Source organism: Bacillus cereus group sp. TH152-1LC (assembly GCF_027710505.1).
Classification (GTDB): domain Bacteria; phylum Bacillota; class Bacilli; order Bacillales; family Bacillaceae_G; genus Bacillus_A; species Bacillus_A mobilis.
The window spans coordinates 22,756-38,638 of the sequence record NZ_JAQFNK010000029.1; the positions used below are offsets into that span (position 1 = coordinate 22,756).

The following is a 15,883-nucleotide window of genomic DNA, read 5'->3' on the forward strand; positions in this document are numbered from 1 at the left end:
CTATTAGAGAGAATGATAGTTTTGCGGCTGCCTATCACTCGCCGTTGGTATTTCATCTGTTACTAGAAGTAAAATTCTCCCTTGATCTAGTTTTGCTTCATATAAATTAGCTTCCTCCCTCGACAACCCCATTTCCTCCATTTGATTTCGGAGCTCGTCCCCTTTTTTGGAGAAAAAGTTGATAATACTTGTACCCAATCCTTGTTCTTTTACTCCAATCGTATTTATGTTTGTATCATCCGCAATCTTTTTTGTTAGATGTTTTTCATGCGTTAAGACATAAATGTCATCTTGGCGAATCCCTTGCAATTCTAGCTCTTTTACTTTCATAACTACTTCCTGTTCATTTTCATATTCATGAACCACCGGTTTTCTTTCATTCTTATGCATTGTATTTTTCCTCCTTTAGATTTTTTATTTAGTTGTTATGTAATATGTAATACACCTATTTTAAAGATATTAAACCTAAATTTTCAAAAAACTTTACGTAATAGATTATTGATGTTTTTGAATATTAAAGCGTCGTCTTTTGTTCCTTTGACATTTCTGCTGCTTTAATTTTCCGGATAGGATTCCAAAATACTGCTGATCCTAAGTGAAAATCTTTTTGGGGATTTTGACCAGAGAAATTAGGAGCATTTAACAATTCAAATTGCGTTTTGTAAAATTTATATTCCTCTAGGTTCATTGCTCCAATAGATAAAAGGTACTCAAATCGATCTAAAACAACGTCTTGGATCATACGAGCTGGCCCTCCTATTACAATTGCTCCAACAACATTTTGATTTTGGTCTTTTTTCACACAGTTAAACTTTATTAAGAAAAACTTAAAGAATTCCCCCCTATATTCATAAGAACTTTTTTCTATACTGAAGAATGTAAATAAACACAAGGAGAAACGATCATGAAAAAATTTGTACTTTGCATTCTAGGAATAGGACTACTTATATACTTACTACCTTTCTTATGGCGCGGGGATTTGGATAGGTTTAATCCTCTTGCTGAAGAAAAAAATGTATATGCTGTCGCGAAGGGATATGGCGTTCCTGATTACCATAATGAAGGAAGAGCAATATACTCGCTAAAGGGTATTGATGAATCAGGAGATAAAGAAAAATATGCAGTAGGAACTAACACTCCAAATGATTTCATACGAAAAACTTACTTAAAAATTCATGTAAAAGGAAGATATGCTTACTCGTACGAGGTTATTTCTGAAAAGGATATTCCGGCGAAAATAAGAGGACAATTGAATATAGTAAATAAAAAATAAGCTGATTAAATCAGCTTATTTTTCAATCGATTTATTAATTTCATTATCATTGTTTTAACAACCATTCTTCAATTACTTTCACTGTTTCATCTTGCTGTACTTTTGGCGTAATTAAGCTTGCATTATCACCTTTTTGCTCACCGTACATGCCAAAATTCCGCCTTTTATCATGTGCATAGTTGTATTCTTTGACATTAACTTTTCTATTTTTTCTACAGTTGCTAAAGCATCTACTTCCCCATAAATTGATAACATCGGCATCGATTTCGTAGAGAAATCATCTGCCGGATACGAACCTAAGAAAATGATCCCGTCTACCTTGTCGCTAAAAAGATTTTATTATAAAAAACATGTCAACTACGTACAAGATATATTATCAAAGCCTGCCATATTCTTCTGCCACCTCTTCAACACTATACAAACACTTGTACATAGTTTTACTAACATTATGTCGTTTTTCGCTGATTAAATGGAAGTTTATACAGTAGTAAAAAATTTATACCCACAAAAAAGGAAATGAGAATGAAATTGAACCCGTAACTGTTTGTAAGTACTATAATTTTACTTGATACAGCTGGACCAAATGCCATTCCTATAAAATTAGATACATTATACACTCCAAGACCTAATCCAATTTCATCGGCATGTAGTGTTAGCGGAACAAGTGAATTTAACGAAACTTGAATTGGAGAATAACCCATTGATACTAAAATTACAGCTAATGTAATCACACTTATGTTCGTGTTTGAAAGGAAACCAAGTATAAGAAAACCTGTAATCAATACAAAAGATGCGATGTACATAATTTTAATACTTCCGTATTTAGGTAATAATTTTCCTGTTAAAAAACTAGATAAAATACTAAATAAGGAAACAAAAAACAAAATAACTCCAATAGAAAGGGGTGTTTGTTGATACTTGTTTGCTAATAACAAAGGTAGTAAGAACATATTTGCTAATTGAGCCACATTAATAATACAACCAATTATAATAACTCTCAGGAAAGTTGTATTTTTCAACAGTTTAATATCGATGAATGGATATTTGACTCTTTTCATCCAGAATACAAATAAGATAAGAAAAACTACAGAAAGAATAAAAAGCATTCCATTAATGTTTACTCCCAATAAAAAAGTAGCAATTAAAGCAAACAACAATAAAGAACCAATAAAATCAAAATGAACTGGTTCAGAGTTTCTTGTTTCACTTGGCATAAACCTTAAAAGTAACCAAATACAGACAATACTGATAATCATCAACAAGAATAAATAATGCCAACCAAGGAAATTAGTTATAGTTCCTCCAACTAAAGGTCCCATGCCGAGAGCCAGAGCAATAGCAATACTAATTAAAGCAAATGATCCAGGGCGTTTTGTTGGTTCTATTATTTTCCCTATTGCGACCATAACTAAAGTAATAAAAGCTGATCCACCACTTGCTTGCAACAATCGAGCAAAAATAACAATGATATACGTTTTATGTTCAATAAAACCAATAATAGAACCCAAATTAAATAAAACAATTCCTATTATAAAAAGTTTTTTTATACTAAAGTAATCCGCTAATTTTCCATACGTAACAGATCCTATTGCTACGACCATTGAATATCCAACTGCGATCCAGCTTACTTGAGATGGATTAACGGATAAATCCTTAGAAATATTTGATAAAGCTACGTTAAATAAAACAGAATTCATTGCAGCGAGTAATGACAATACACAGAATGTCAAAATTATCCAAGTGTATTTTTTACTATTTTCCATTTTTAATTTCCCCTAAACTATTTAAAATTCTTGAATTCCTCAGCTAAAAGCCTATGCCTAGCTTAAGGTAACTCTAAACTTGGATATTTTTCACGACGAGAAAGCCGGATTTTCTTGCAATAAGAAAATTCCGGCTTTCTGATTAACACATTTGATTAACAACTTGTACTCCATAAGATTCATCTTTCATACATTACTAACGACGAATCGAGCGGAATCCATGTTTTTTTGCTCCCCATGCAACAAGTAATGCAAGAAGAATAATAATTAGCAGTGTCCAAGGTATAAATGTGACCCCTAAAGTATCTAGAATGATACCTCCTAATATTCCGCCCCCTGCAATAGCCAAATTCCAAACTGTTGCACTCATTGGCATAGCGATGTCTACAGCTTCTTCGCCTGCAGCTTGAGCAAGGGCTGTTTGTAGCAGTGTAGCTGCACCACCAAATGTTAGTCCCCATAAAGCAACAGATAAAAATATAACTATACTGTAGCTACCCGCAATAGCTAATACAAGAGAAGTCGCTGCAAAACTTGCAAGACTAATTAATACTAATAAACGTAACCAACGATCAATTAACACACCAATAACCCAAAGACCTATTAGTGATGCGAGTCCAAAAACAAGTAAAATTAATCCTACATACTGCTCAAGACCTGATTTAGTTAAGAATGGAGCAATATAGGTATAAAGGATATTATGAGCTAACATCCATGTGAAAATAACAAATAGAATTGAGCTTACTCCTGGTGTGAATAACACTTTAGAAATAGAAATTCGTTTACCAGATGCCTGCCCTGGATAATCTGGCACTTTCCATAGCACCCCTCCTATCAGAACAATAGACAGTAGAGACATAATTCCAAATATTAAACGCCAACTCATAATAGATGCAAGAAGTGTACCAACAGGAACTCCGAAGGATAAAGCAATTGGTGTTCCAACTAAAGCTACAGCCATCCCTCGACCCTTAAGTTGTTCAGGTACCATACGTAAGGCGTAACCAGCAATCATCCCCCATAAAACACCAGCTGCTACTCCACAGAAGAATCGAGCAACCAGAGTTAAAACATAATTTGATGATAATGCAGTCACTGTATTAAATATTAGAAAACAAAGAATTGTCACAAGCAAAAGTGGACGACGACGCCAACCACTGGTAGCCAATGCAAGTGGAATTGCAGCAACTAACGAACCAATTCCATATGCAGTAACAAGCTGCCCAGCCATAGATTCTGAAATGTGTAGTCCATCTTTAATTTGCGGTAGTAAACCTGCAGGAAGAGTTTCAGTCATAATTGCAATAAATCCGGCCATAGCCAGGGCTAATAGTCCTACCCATGGAAGTTTATTAGATGAAGTACTAGACATATTTTTAGCTCCTTTAAATTTATTATTAAACTTTAGTATCTAAGAGGTTAATGGTATATTTTTATCCAGACAATTTAAATACTTATTCTATAATGGAAGTTAATCATATATTGACCGGTCGGTATAATAAATCCAGAAACATCATCTTTATATATATTAATAAGATCCCCTCTTTCTTCTGTGTTGTTTTAATCCTTATATTCTTAAATATACAGGACTTACATTGGTTTAATTGGGCTCACGCTTTAAGGTTATAAAATTTATCTCCCCTTTCTATAATCAAATGAAATTGTATTTTACTTCAATAAATATATATTGACCGGTCGGTATAATCCATGAAGTTAAATTCAGCTTTCTAATTAAATAAGATTATTTTTAAGTAGCTATCTTTATCCTAGGAATATCGATAAATGAATAGCACGTTTCATTTACCTTTCCTTTATTAAACCGATTTTCATTCTACTCTTAGTAATTTAACTTGTCAATAAAATGTTGACCGATCAGTATAATTCGTGAAGTTAAATTCATCTTTCCAATTAAATAAGATTATTTTTAAGTAGCTATCTTTATCCTAGGAATATCGATAAATGAATAGCACGTTCCATTTGCCTCTCCTTTATTAAACCGATTTTCATTCTACTCTTAGTAAGATATCCTGTCAACAGTGTCTTGACCAGTCGGTATATTTTTCCCATGAAAAGAGTAACCTTTTAGATATCAGAAACTACTTCTTCTTTTGTTTATTGATATGATTCATTATTCATTCTTATAAATTAGAGTATTATTTACTTTGTATTTCCTTAGTTATAATGTATAACTAAAAATAATATACAAACATTTTTAATGATATAATCCAATGAAGATCTAATTATTTTACGCAAATTTATCTAAGATAAAATAATTATTTTTCAAATTTATTTCACTACTCTCTACATCGTTTTTATTGAACGTTTAAAGTAATCTTGATAAGATTATACCGAATGGTCAACTGAATTACATTTGACATGAAAAGGATGAATTTTTATGAAGGAAGCCAATACTAAAGATAAGTTGCTAAGTGCAGCTGCTAAATTATTTCGTAGACAAGGATATCATGCAACAAGTTTAAGTCAGATTACAAAAGAAAGTAATGCTCCTCGAGGTTCTATCTATTATTATTTTCCAAGAGGAAAAGAACAATTAGCAGAAGAAGCTATAAGAAAAACTGGTGAAAATATAAAGAATTATATTGAAAGTTCGCTAGCATCACACGAAGATGCTGCTTTAGCTATTCATCATCATATTAGAAAGAAAGCACTTGGAATGATGGAACGAGAAAAAGAAACCACTGACATTTCATTGGTGGCAATCTCCAGAGAAGTATGGGCTTCAAGTGAAATATTACGCCAAGCTTGTGAAAATGTTTATGAAGATTGGATACAAGTATATGCTAACAAATTAATGTCCTCTGGTTATGAACCTGAAGAGGCCCAGCATCTAGGAGTAGCTATTCAAGCATGGATCGAAGGTGCCTATGCTCTTTCGCTATCGAAAAATAACATTTCACCTATGTTCACAGTAAGTGAGCAAGTATTAAATTTGCTAAATAAAAATAAATAATCCGTATAAAATACCCGATTATTATATTGAATGTATCCGCTAGTACTCACATTTCTATCATAAAACTTAAAGTTCATAATTAATCCAAAGCTAAGAGTACTTTACAAAATTCTAAGGAATGTAGAATTACAATAAAAGGGAGCAATTAAAAAATTGCTCCCTTTTATTTATACCAACATTCCACTAAATTAATAATATAGAACAAATAAAATTATATTTTAATCAATTTGTAAAGAATTATTTTCTTTTTTTACCTTTTTATTATTATTAATCTGTTGCTTTTCTTTTCGCATAATTAGCATTTGAGGCATAAAAACTCCAATTAAAATACAAATAACTCCAAACCATTGTAAAGGTGATACTGTCTCATGTACAAGCACTATAGAAGCAATAATAGCTATCGGTAATTCGGCTGCTCCTAAAATTGTCCCAAGACCAGATCCAATTTTTGGTACACCGATTGAGAAACAAATAACCGGTATAACAACGCCAAACAAACCCAGAAAAAAAGTATATTTCCATAAACCGGCCTGTAATGTACCATCTATTAAAAAACTAGGTGGATAAATAAAACAAACGAATAGAGCCGCACCTGTTGTCATGAAAAAGCTTTTTGAATAGGTTGGTACATTTATAGCTCCACGTCCACTTGCAAATATATATAAAGCAAAAACTATAGCTGCCAGCAATCCAAAAACAATCCCTTTTACAGATAAATGTTGACCTGTCCCCTCAAGAATACCACTAGCAAAAAACGTTCCTATAAACAGAACGAAAATGGATAACCCCTTTTCACGACTTGGAACAACTTTGCTGACTACAGCTTCGATTAATACACCAATCCATGTGGATTGAAATAATAAAATAACAGCAATGGATGCTGGTAATTCTTTTACTGAATATCCATAAAATATACTTGTTATGCTCATAGTTGTTCCGACAATTAACAATAAAAATATATTTTTTTTTGATACTCTATGACGTGAAAATAAGAGAACAATTAATAATAGCCCTGCCCATCCAAACACATATTGTCCACCTAATAATTCATAAAAAGAAAACCCATTTGCAAATCCAACTTTAAGAATAGATGAAAGAACACCATAACTACAAGCACCTAATAATACTAATAAAGAAAATTTTAAATTCCTCAAAAAAAACCTCCTAAAAAATAAAAATACCCGTTGTCTATAAATAGACAACGGGCGAATGAAACAGAGTTAAACTCTACAAAATTCCGCCTCTCACTTAAATGTGTGAGTTTGCGAATAAAATTCTATTTAATACTTTATATATTTTCCTCCAAATAGTCAACAGCTGATAGTTACAATTTTAAAATTAGATTCCCCTCCTACACGTCCTTCAAATCTATCAATCTTAGTTTTCCGAATTAACAGACTAGATATAAAACTAAGTCAAACAACTATACCACCTCTAGCCAAATAATTTACATTTTATATTCAAGAAAGTTTAGCTAACTACTAGCATATATTTTATTGAAAGAGTGTGATTAAATTAGTGAACAAAATTGCTATAATTTTTTTCATATTAAACCCCTTCTATTTTTTAATATTTATCCCCAATTGAAGTTATTTCATGCGAGTTTATCCATTAAGGATCTGGACATATATATAAAATTATAGCAATTACGAAAAAAAGACTCTTATATAGTAAGAGTCTTTTTCAATCGATTTATTACATTCATTATCATTGTTTTAATAACCATTCTTCAATTACTTTCACTGTTTCATCTCGCTGTGCTTTTGGCGTAATTAAACTTGCATTATCACCTTTTTGCTCACCGTACATGCCAAAATGAGCATGGTTTCCGCCTTTGATCATGTGCATAGTTGTATTTTTTGACATTAACTTTTTATTGTTCTCTATTTTTTCTACAGTTGCTAAAGCATCTACTTCCCCATAAATTGATAACATCGGCATCGATTTCGTAGAGAAATCATCTGCAGGATATGAACCTAAGAAAATGATCCCCCCTACCTTGTCTTCATGTTGAAAGGCATACTTAGAAATCATAGCTCCGCCCATGGAATGCCCCGCAACATACCAGTTTTGAACTTCAGGATACTGTTCCATTACACTGTCTACCGCATTGATTCCAAGTATCGCTAAATTTAATGGCAACTTAGGCATTACTACAAAATGCCCATCTTTTGCAAGAGCTTCCCCTAAGTAGCTATAAGCCTCAGCTTCTACTTTAGCTCCTTGATAAAAAATAACTCCTACTTTAGCATCTTTCTGTCCAAAAATTATATTATCTTCATCTTTTTTATCATCCACTAACGACAAAGCCTCTTTCGTTGGTTTATAAGTAAACTGAGACCAAGTCAAAAAAGCAATACTTCCCATAAGTAAAATACCTAGTAAAGAGTACAGAACAATCTTCATCCACTTCTTCACATATATGCCCTCCCTAAGATGTGTATATTCTATACTTTACTGATTATTAATACGGTTGTCGAATAATCTGTTATTGTTATTCAAAAAATGAGGATAGGATAAATAATAAGAGCTCTACATACATAGTCAATCTTTTAATTGCTGTAGGTGTAATGTTTCATTTCCCCTTTGATTTCTCTACAAAATAAAGTTAAGTTCATAAACAATTAGAAAGAAAAAGAAAGTGACCTATATATAGGTCACTTTCTTTTTCTTTCCATATATACTTTCTAAACAATTCTATTATTTATTCTAATTATGTGCTTCACTTTCAAATTTTGGATTCCCCACTTTTTTAGGCATGAAACACGCAAAAATTAATGCTACGAAAGATAAAAATAACATAAATAGGTACGCATCATTTGAGCCGAAAACAGAAGATAATTTCGCTAGTTGAATAGCTGTAATGTTTCCTTTTTCCAAAGATAACTCCGAAGCATGTGAAGTTGCTTGAGTCGTATATACAGTAATAACAACTGCTGTTCCAATAGCACCTGCTAATTGACGAATCGTATTATTTACCGCAGAACCATGTGAACCTAATTCTCTAGGTAAAGCATTTAATCCTGCTGTATTTAAAGGCATCGAAATGAAACTTAATCCAATCCGTAAAAGAATAGTACGCACCATTACATACATATACGTTGTGGATTCAGTTAAATCAATTGCACCCCACATCGAAATAATGATTAATACTAATCCTGTAATGAAGAGTGGTTTTGCCCCGTATTTATCATACATTTTACCTGTAATAGGTGATAAGAATGCATTAATGATAGCCCCAGGTAATAGAAGTAAACCTGATTCAAATGCGGTAAAGCCTCTTCCATTTTGTAAGTATATCGGTAAAAGAATTAAATCAGCATACATAATCATCGTGATGAGTACGTTAATCACTGATGTAAGAGTAAAAATTTTATACTTAAATACGGATAAATTTAATAGTGGATCCTTAGATTTTATTTGACGTAAGCAAAATAGTGCTGTAACAATTATCCCAGTAATAATTGTTGTAATAACAATCGGATGATCCCATCCCTTGCTGCCCGCACTACTGAATCCAAATAAAATACACCCAAAACCAATCGTTGATAAAATGACACTTACAATATCCAAACTTGCTTTTGTCGTATCTGCAACGTTAATTAAATATTTCAGCGCAAGAATAATGACGATTAATACAAATGGAGCTAATCCAATAAATAACCATCTCCATGATACATATTCAATGATAAAACCAGATAATGTTGGAGCGATGGCTGGCGCAAAAATTATGGCAAAGCCGATAGTTCCCATAATACTCCCGCGCTTTTCACTAGGGTATAAATATAAAATAACTGTCATCATGAGCGGCATAATAATTCCTGCCCCAATTGCTTGAATCATTCTTCCTGTTAATAACATGCCAAAATTGATGGCACCGGCACATAGTAATGTTCCGATAAATAAAAAAATCATTGAGCTAGTAAATAATTGTCTCGTTGTAAAACGTTTCATTAAAAATGCCGTAATTGGCACTAATACACCGTTTACGAGCATAAATCCTGTTGCTAACCATTGTACAGTTGCAGCCGTAACATCAAATACCTCCATTAAGTTACTCATTGCTACATTTAGTAACGTCTGGTTTAATGTTGATAAAAAACAGCCAGCAATTAGTACAAGTAATAAAACTTTTTTATTTTTTTCTGTTATTCCCTTCTCCATTTCTAAACTCCCTTTTTCTATAGTTGCATTATCGACACAGTGTCGATAAAATTCATAGTAACAAAGATACATATTCCTGACCATGAACAATTTTGTTGAAAATGTTCATTAATCGACATTGAAAATATGCTATGTCGAGAAAGTCAAAGAAAAATCTATAAAGGAGTTTCAAAATGTCTACATCTAAAAAAGAGGATCCTCGTACACTTCGTTCAAGAGAAATGTTTAAAAATGCTGTCTATTCCCTTTTACAAGAGGAATCCACCATTTCAAATTTAACAGTCCAAAAAATCGCAAACAAAGCTGGATTAAATCGGACAACATTTTACTTACACTATCAAGACATTCAGGATTTACTCATGCAGCTCACTAATGAAATTTTAAACGAACTTTCTAATAAAATTACCGCTTTAATACACGTAAGCAATTTATCAGAAAAACAACAGCTAACACAATTGCTTGATTATTTATATATTCATCGAAATTATTTATCTATTTTATTTAATATGAATCATTTTGAGGAACAATTATTTCTATTAATAAAGAAATTAGTAGAAACGAGAAGGAATAATAGTAATACAGAGTTACCCGCAGATTATGTCGCTATTGAGATCAAAACTGCCTCATTGGTAGGAATCATCATGTGGTGGATAAGAAATGGACTTCATTTTAGTTCAGATTATATTACAAACCAAATTTATTTCATGTACAGAGGACAATGAGGTTAGAGCGTGTAAGTCCTATTTCGCTATGTAGAAAAATGCGAATTTCATACGCTAAGAGAATTTGAATATAAAAAATACCCCGATTGTTAGAATACGCTTAACAATCGGGGTACACTTCATGGAAATCGACTTTGTCTTAGTTATTGTTTTAGTAATACAAACATCTTTTAAGATAACTATGTTTATACTATAGACGTTGATCTTTCTGGAAGTTTAAACGAAAATGATCTTCATCATTATATACCCCAAATTCATACCCTTGCTCTTTATAAAATTTAATAATTTCAGGAAGAGCTTGTAATATTTGCACCTTTTCATGCATTAAAACAACTTCTACCTCTTCTGTTGTTTGTTTTTTCACATTTTCTATAATCTGATTCGGATTATTTTTTAATTCCCAATCATGAGTATCAATCGTCCAATCCCAAACTTTTATTGCTGCTTCTACAATTTGATTACGAATTTCCTCACCCTTTAATCCTGGTGCAGATCCATATGGTGGACGAACTAGTTTAGGAGTTGTACCCGTAATATTATGGATAAGAGCTAATGTTTCTTTCATCTCTGGTACAAATTGTCCTTTTTTGTATAGCTTGTCACTATTATGTGTCATACTATGAGCACCAATATAATGCCCTTCTTTTACCGCTCTTTTTACATTTTCCTGAAAACCTGTATTTTGTAAATTGCTACCTTGCATAAAAAATGTCGAGGCAACATTTTGCTCTTTTAGTACATCTAAAAATTTCCCAGTTAATTCGCTAGGACCGTCATCGAATGTTAAATAAACAACCTTTCCTACCGGTTTTCCATCAGGTCTTTTCTGTTTTTCTGGTGGTTTTTCCTTTTTCTTTTCTTCTCGTTGCGTATTAACTTGTTTACTACTTTCATTAGCAACTCCCTTCGCTGGAGTAGAGTTCCAATTTCCAATTAAGAAGAATGTGAAAAAGGTCGTCGCTAAAACAACTCCTAGAGATATGATTGCCTTCGTTACTACACTTGTTTTTTTCTTACTTTGCGTTTCTTTCATTATTTTTCGATCCTTTCCCTATTAATTTTCATTATTTATAAGGCTGAGCCTTTATTCGACTGAATCATTCGTTTCAACCGGTGTTTACAATAAATAGATTAATAGGGAGAGATAAAGATAAAATGCAGATAACGTCGAAATCAGTTAAAGAATAGCGTATTGTGTTTACTAAAAAAAGAATTTGTTTCACTAATACAGTTAAATTTGGAAAATAAATATACAACCCAAAAAAAAATACTACTCTTCCTAATTAAGATTTAGAAAGAATAGTATTTTTCTACTTGCTTATTTTATTACATAATAAAATAATTAATAATGCCATCCACAATACCTTGTTGCGATTTTGCTTGGAACTCTTCTGAATTCATTCTTTTTTCATCACTCGCATTAGATGTAAATCCTAATTCAATTAAAATAGACGGAGAAGGATTTTCTCGTAAGACAAGAAAATCACTTCCATGAACCCCTCGATCTCGGCTATCTATATTTTGATCAAAAATAGCTTTTTGTACAATCTTAGCTAATTTTTTATCTTTCCTTTTATTAGATCCGTAATGAGTTGTTATTCCTTTTACATTTGTATCCTCAAAAGCATCATGATGAATGCTAATATAAAGATCCGCCGCATGGTCTTTCGCTACTTTGACACGAGCTTGCAATTCTTCCTTTTGTTTTGTTTCTGGAAGTAAACTCGTATCTTTTTCACGTGTTAATATAACTTTTGCATCCGTTCTTTTTTCTAATTCTTTTTTTATATTTTGAGCTACTTTTAAATTAAGCTCTTTTTCGATCGTTCCAAATTTCTTTCCTTTCGTCCCTCTATCTCCTCCACCATGCCCCGGATCAATTACAATAGTTTTTCCTTTTAATCGTAAATCCTCTTTTGATATGTTTTTGTACCCTTTAGCATGTATGAAACTAACGCCTGTACCCATTATTAATATAATAAACAAAAGCAATATCGCTCTTTTTTTCATTTTAACAATCTCCTTATCAACTTTTCATTCCGTTTCTAATGAAAATAGTAATGAATGCTGATAAAGATAAAATGCAGATAATGTCGATTTCATTTAAAAATGACAAAAACGTGTAGAACGAAAATTCTACACGTTTTTATTTAAATAGAAATAAAATAGTACTCCATCTTCTGTATTCGAAACACCATATTCCGCACCATGTAGCTCCAAAATATTCTTTGAAATAGCAAGACCTAATCCTGTTCCACCTTTTGAACGTTGACGTGACGTATCTCCTCGATAAAAACGATCCCATATTTTTTCTAAATGTTCTAGTTCAATATGTGCTCCTTTATTTTCTACACATACTTTTACACGTTCATTCTCTTCTATTGTAGAAATAATAATATTCTCCTGTTCTGGTGTGTAACGAATTGCATTCGTAATAAAGTTAGTTATAACTTGTTCTATGCGATGTTGGTTTGCAACAACTTCAATTTTAGAAAGTTGTTTATGCACATGTAATTGCTTAGCTGTTATATCTGAGGTTAATTGCTCACATATATAATCAATCATCTCATCAATATGGAAAACATCCATTTTCATTTTATACGTACCAGATTCGAATTTTGATAACTCCAGCATATCAATAATGAGCATATCCATTTTATCTACTTCTTTTGACATTGCTTTAAAGTAATACTCCTTTTTATTACTAGCAACACCATCCTCCAAAATTGAAATACAGCTCTTCATTATACTTAAAGGTGTTTTTAACTCATGTGAAACACCCGCGATAAATTCTTTACGTGTATTTTCTAATTGCTTTTCTTTTTCTATATCTTGCTGCAATTGATGAATATACGAATGCAAAGCTTTAGAAAGCGTATTAATATTTTGTGATAAATCACCTATTTCATCCTTTGTCGTAATAGGTATCGTCTCAGAGAAATCTAAACCTGCAATTTTTTTGGTAGTGTTATTTATTTGTAATAATGGTTTGGCTATTTTTTTTGAGTAATAGAACGATATCAACACAATTAAAATTAGTACAAAGATAATTAAATATACATAATAATCCTTTATCATTTGTACTGCTTCATCAACTGGTTGCAATGATGTCATAGCAAAAATATAGTTTATCTCACCATCTGTAGCTGTTGTTGGTTTGATTAATAGCTTATATTTAATATTATTTTCTTCGTAATCCATTATTTCTGTAGAAGTAGCATCATTAGATTTTTGATTCAATAATAAATCAACCTGAAATTGCTTTATTCTATCTATAAGCACACGATTTCCATATATAAAGTTCGTTCCTACAGCCCCCTCTGGTAATTCCACGTTCTGAATGCTTCCTGCTAAATATAATTGTGAACTTTCTTTTGATGATACAGCTTTTGGCCCATACAACCTTTCTGACAGTTGCTTGTTCTCTAGCCCAACATTCTTCTCTTTTATTGTTAACATCGCAGGGACTACTATATCCCCTTTCTGTACTCCATCGATAATAATATGACTCCCTTGTTCTAAACTATATTTCATCCTTTCTATATCTTCTAAATTGATAAAACTATACAACGGTATGTGAATGGAACGTTCAGAAAATCTCTTATTTTCGCTAGAGTCTAATTGAATTTCTAAAGAGAAATCATTTGCATATTTTATATTACCTGCACGATCTAACGTTGTAATCCATGTCGCATTCTGTTGATAGAAATTTTGTTCCAATTCTTGAATTGCTTTCGCATCATCTCCAGCTTTTACATATGCTTTTTCAAAGGATTGAATATTCGTTTTAATATCATTCACTTTTCGATTTGCGTAGTATTGCTTAAAAAATATCGTTTGTCCCATAAAAATAGTTACTAAAATAAGTGTGCATAATGCTGTTGTTAATATAAATAACTTTAATACAATTCCTTTTTTCATACTTGTCCCTCAAATTTATAACCAACTCGTACAACAGTTACAATACAAGCTGCTTTTTGTCCTAATTTATGACGCAAATTACGAATATGACTATTAACAGTGCGATCATCTCCAGCGAATTCATAACCCCAAATTTTAGTAATTAGTTGTTCTCTCGAAATTACAATCCCTTGATTGTGCATGAGATACGTTACTATTTCAAATTCTGTATGCGTCAAATTTATGTCTTCTCCATCTATAGTTACTGTACGAGAAGGGAAATGTACATGAATACCGCTACTCGTTAATGTATCTTCAGTTGATACATTAACAGCGGCAGAATATCGGCTTTCCATTAACCGTTTTGCTCTTGCCAATAAAATAGGAGGGCTATATGGTTTTGTAATATAATCATCTGCTCCTAGTTCAAATCCGAGTAAAGTATCATCCTCATCCACCCGAGCCGTTAGCATAATGATAGGTACATTAGATTTCTTCCGAATTCGCCGACAGACCGCCCAACCATCTAATTCCGGTAACATAATATCTAAAATAATTAAATGCACCTCATGCTCTTCAAATATAGATAAGGCTTCTTTCCCATCAATCGCCTCTAAGACGTTATACCCTTCGTTTAATAAGTAATCCTTCATAATTTCACGTAAAATATCTTCATCTTCTACAATTAATATTGTTCTTTGCATCTTTATCTTCTCCACGATTTATTTTATCCCGCTTTAATGGGCAGTAAGACCCCAACCTCAAAATGCAGCGAAAGCAAAGAATTTAGCTGGGGATCAACTGCCCATAAAAGTCCGATTAGTGAGGGCTGATAATCAGTGGGGATGAAGAAAACCCCCACTGATTAAAGTTTCACTTTATTGTTAGGAAGAAATAGTTCATTTTATATGTTAACCAATTAGAAATCTTTCACTATTTCCGTCACTACCACATACAACATAGTTATATCAAGATAATAGCATGATAGTATAAAGATAAAATGCAGAGATAGCCTTACTATTGAAATTCTATTATAATTTTGTAATTGGAATGAATTTGAATCACATAAAGAACCAGAAGAAATAATATG

General features: G+C 32.2%; 13 protein-coding genes and 2 pseudogenes. 3 read left to right on the plus strand and 12 right to left on the minus strand.

Features of this window, described 5'->3' with window-relative positions; translation table 11 throughout:
• Positions 1 to 3: 3 nt before the first annotated feature.
• Together PDL00_RS31210 and PDL00_RS31215 are read right to left on the minus strand one after the other, a co-directional pair.
• Positions 4 to 390 carry a general stress protein gene (locus PDL00_RS31210; protein ID WP_270733418.1) on the minus strand — a complete coding sequence of 129 codons (387 nt, stop codon included), beginning with the start codon at positions 388 to 390 and terminating at the stop codon, positions 4 to 6.
• Between the two features lie 127 nt (positions 391 to 517).
• A pseudogene (locus PDL00_RS31215) lies at positions 518 to 802 on the minus strand (alpha/beta hydrolase); the annotation flags it as partial.
• A gap of 102 nt (positions 803 to 904) precedes the next feature.
• On the opposite strand from PDL00_RS31215, the gene PDL00_RS31220 reads away from it, so the two are divergent.
• Positions 905 to 1,273: a YxeA family protein gene (locus tag PDL00_RS31220; protein ID WP_270733420.1), complete on the plus strand. Its 369-nt coding sequence runs from the start codon at positions 905 to 907 to the stop codon at positions 1,271 to 1,273.
• Positions 1,274 to 1,319: 46 nt separating this feature from the next.
• Here the strand turns inward: PDL00_RS31220 and PDL00_RS31225 are convergent.
• From PDL00_RS31225 to PDL00_RS31235, 3 genes and pseudogenes are all read right to left on the minus strand, one after another.
• Positions 1,320 to 1,597, minus strand: a pseudogene (locus PDL00_RS31225) (alpha/beta hydrolase); the annotation flags it as partial.
• Between the two features lie 122 nt (positions 1,598 to 1,719).
• On the minus strand, positions 1,720 to 3,036 hold the full coding sequence (locus PDL00_RS31230; protein WP_270733421.1) for an MFS transporter: 1,317 nt from the start codon (positions 3,034 to 3,036) through the stop codon (positions 1,720 to 1,722).
• Between the two features lie 196 nt (positions 3,037 to 3,232).
• A complete protein-coding gene (locus PDL00_RS31235) occupies positions 3,233 to 4,408 on the minus strand; it encodes an MFS transporter (RefSeq protein ID WP_270733423.1) in 1,176 nt (391 codons plus the stop codon).
• Between the two features lie 1,023 nt (positions 4,409 to 5,431).
• Here PDL00_RS31235 and PDL00_RS31240 point away from each other — a divergent pair.
• Positions 5,432 to 6,007: a TetR/AcrR family transcriptional regulator gene (locus PDL00_RS31240; RefSeq protein ID WP_270733424.1), complete on the plus strand. Its 576-nt coding sequence runs from the start codon at positions 5,432 to 5,434 to the stop codon at positions 6,005 to 6,007.
• A gap of 218 nt (positions 6,008 to 6,225) precedes the next feature.
• Here PDL00_RS31240 and PDL00_RS31245 read toward each other — a convergent pair whose 3' ends face one another.
• The 3 genes from PDL00_RS31245 to PDL00_RS31255 form a co-directional block, all read right to left on the minus strand.
• Positions 6,226 to 7,161, minus strand: a complete 936-nt coding sequence (locus PDL00_RS31245) for an EamA family transporter (protein WP_270733426.1) — start codon at positions 7,159 to 7,161, stop codon at positions 6,226 to 6,228.
• A 553-nt stretch (positions 7,162 to 7,714) separates the two neighbouring features.
• Complete coding sequence (locus PDL00_RS31250; protein ID WP_270733428.1) at positions 7,715 to 8,425, minus strand: alpha/beta hydrolase; 711 nt, start codon at positions 8,423 to 8,425, stop codon at positions 7,715 to 7,717.
• Positions 8,426 to 8,716: 291 nt separating this feature from the next.
• Positions 8,717 to 10,171 (minus strand): DHA2 family efflux MFS transporter permease subunit, encoded by a 1,455-nt coding sequence (locus PDL00_RS31255; RefSeq protein WP_270733429.1) that lies wholly within the window; start codon positions 10,169 to 10,171, stop codon positions 8,717 to 8,719.
• Positions 10,172 to 10,344: 173 nt separating this feature from the next.
• Here PDL00_RS31255 and PDL00_RS31260 point away from each other — a divergent pair, with 173 nt between their 5' ends.
• Positions 10,345 to 10,893: a TetR/AcrR family transcriptional regulator gene (locus PDL00_RS31260; protein ID WP_098324310.1), complete on the plus strand. Its 549-nt coding sequence runs from the start codon at positions 10,345 to 10,347 to the stop codon at positions 10,891 to 10,893.
• Between the two features lie 190 nt (positions 10,894 to 11,083).
• On the opposite strand, the gene PDL00_RS31265 is transcribed toward PDL00_RS31260, so the two are convergent.
• The 4 genes from PDL00_RS31265 to PDL00_RS31280 form a co-directional block, all read right to left on the minus strand.
• Positions 11,084 to 11,926 carry a polysaccharide deacetylase family protein gene (locus PDL00_RS31265; RefSeq protein WP_270733431.1) on the minus strand — a complete coding sequence of 281 codons (843 nt, stop codon included), beginning with the start codon at positions 11,924 to 11,926 and terminating at the stop codon, positions 11,084 to 11,086.
• A 293-nt stretch (positions 11,927 to 12,219) separates the two neighbouring features.
• Positions 12,220 to 12,903: an N-acetylmuramoyl-L-alanine amidase family protein gene (locus PDL00_RS31270; protein ID WP_270733432.1), complete on the minus strand. Its 684-nt coding sequence runs from the start codon at positions 12,901 to 12,903 to the stop codon at positions 12,220 to 12,222.
• 126 nt (positions 12,904 to 13,029) lie between these two features.
• Complete coding sequence (locus PDL00_RS31275; protein WP_270733434.1) at positions 13,030 to 14,814, minus strand: sensor histidine kinase; 1,785 nt, start codon at positions 14,812 to 14,814, stop codon at positions 13,030 to 13,032.
• The gene (locus PDL00_RS31280) at positions 14,811 to 15,497 is read right to left on the minus strand and encodes a response regulator transcription factor (RefSeq protein WP_270733435.1); all 687 of its coding nucleotides are present in this window, start codon (positions 15,495 to 15,497) and stop codon (positions 14,811 to 14,813) included. Before PDL00_RS31280 ends, PDL00_RS31275 begins: the two co-directional genes overlap by 4 nt.
• Positions 15,498 to 15,883: the final 386 nt, after the last annotated feature.

Coding starts and splice junctions, on each gene's coding strand:
- PDL00_RS31275 (WP_270733434.1), bottom strand. CDS start 14,814: ATGAAAAAAGGAATTGTATTAAAGTTATTTATATTAACAACAGCATTA.
- PDL00_RS31240 (WP_270733424.1), top strand. CDS start 5,432: ATGAAGGAAGCCAATACTAAAGATAAGTTGCTAAGTGCAGCTGCTAAA.
- PDL00_RS31210 (WP_270733418.1), bottom strand. CDS start 390: ATGCATAAGAATGAAAGAAAACCGGTGGTTCATGAATATGAAAATGAA.
- PDL00_RS31270 (WP_270733432.1), bottom strand. CDS start 12,903: ATGAAAAAAAGAGCGATATTGCTTTTGTTTATTATATTAATAATGGGT.
- PDL00_RS31235 (WP_270733423.1), bottom strand. CDS start 4,408: ATGTCTAGTACTTCATCTAATAAACTTCCATGGGTAGGACTATTAGCC.
- PDL00_RS31230 (WP_270733421.1), bottom strand. CDS start 3,036: ATGGAAAATAGTAAAAAATACACTTGGATAATTTTGACATTCTGTGTA.
- PDL00_RS31280 (WP_270733435.1), bottom strand. CDS start 15,497: ATGCAAAGAACAATATTAATTGTAGAAGATGAAGATATTTTACGTGAA.
- PDL00_RS31255 (WP_270733429.1), bottom strand. CDS start 10,171: ATGGAGAAGGGAATAACAGAAAAAAATAAAAAAGTTTTATTACTTGTA.
- PDL00_RS31220 (WP_270733420.1), top strand. CDS start 905: ATGAAAAAATTTGTACTTTGCATTCTAGGAATAGGACTACTTATATAC.
- PDL00_RS31265 (WP_270733431.1), bottom strand. CDS start 11,926: ATGAAAGAAACGCAAAGTAAGAAAAAAACAAGTGTAGTAACGAAGGCA.
- PDL00_RS31260 (WP_098324310.1), top strand. CDS start 10,345: ATGTCTACATCTAAAAAAGAGGATCCTCGTACACTTCGTTCAAGAGAA.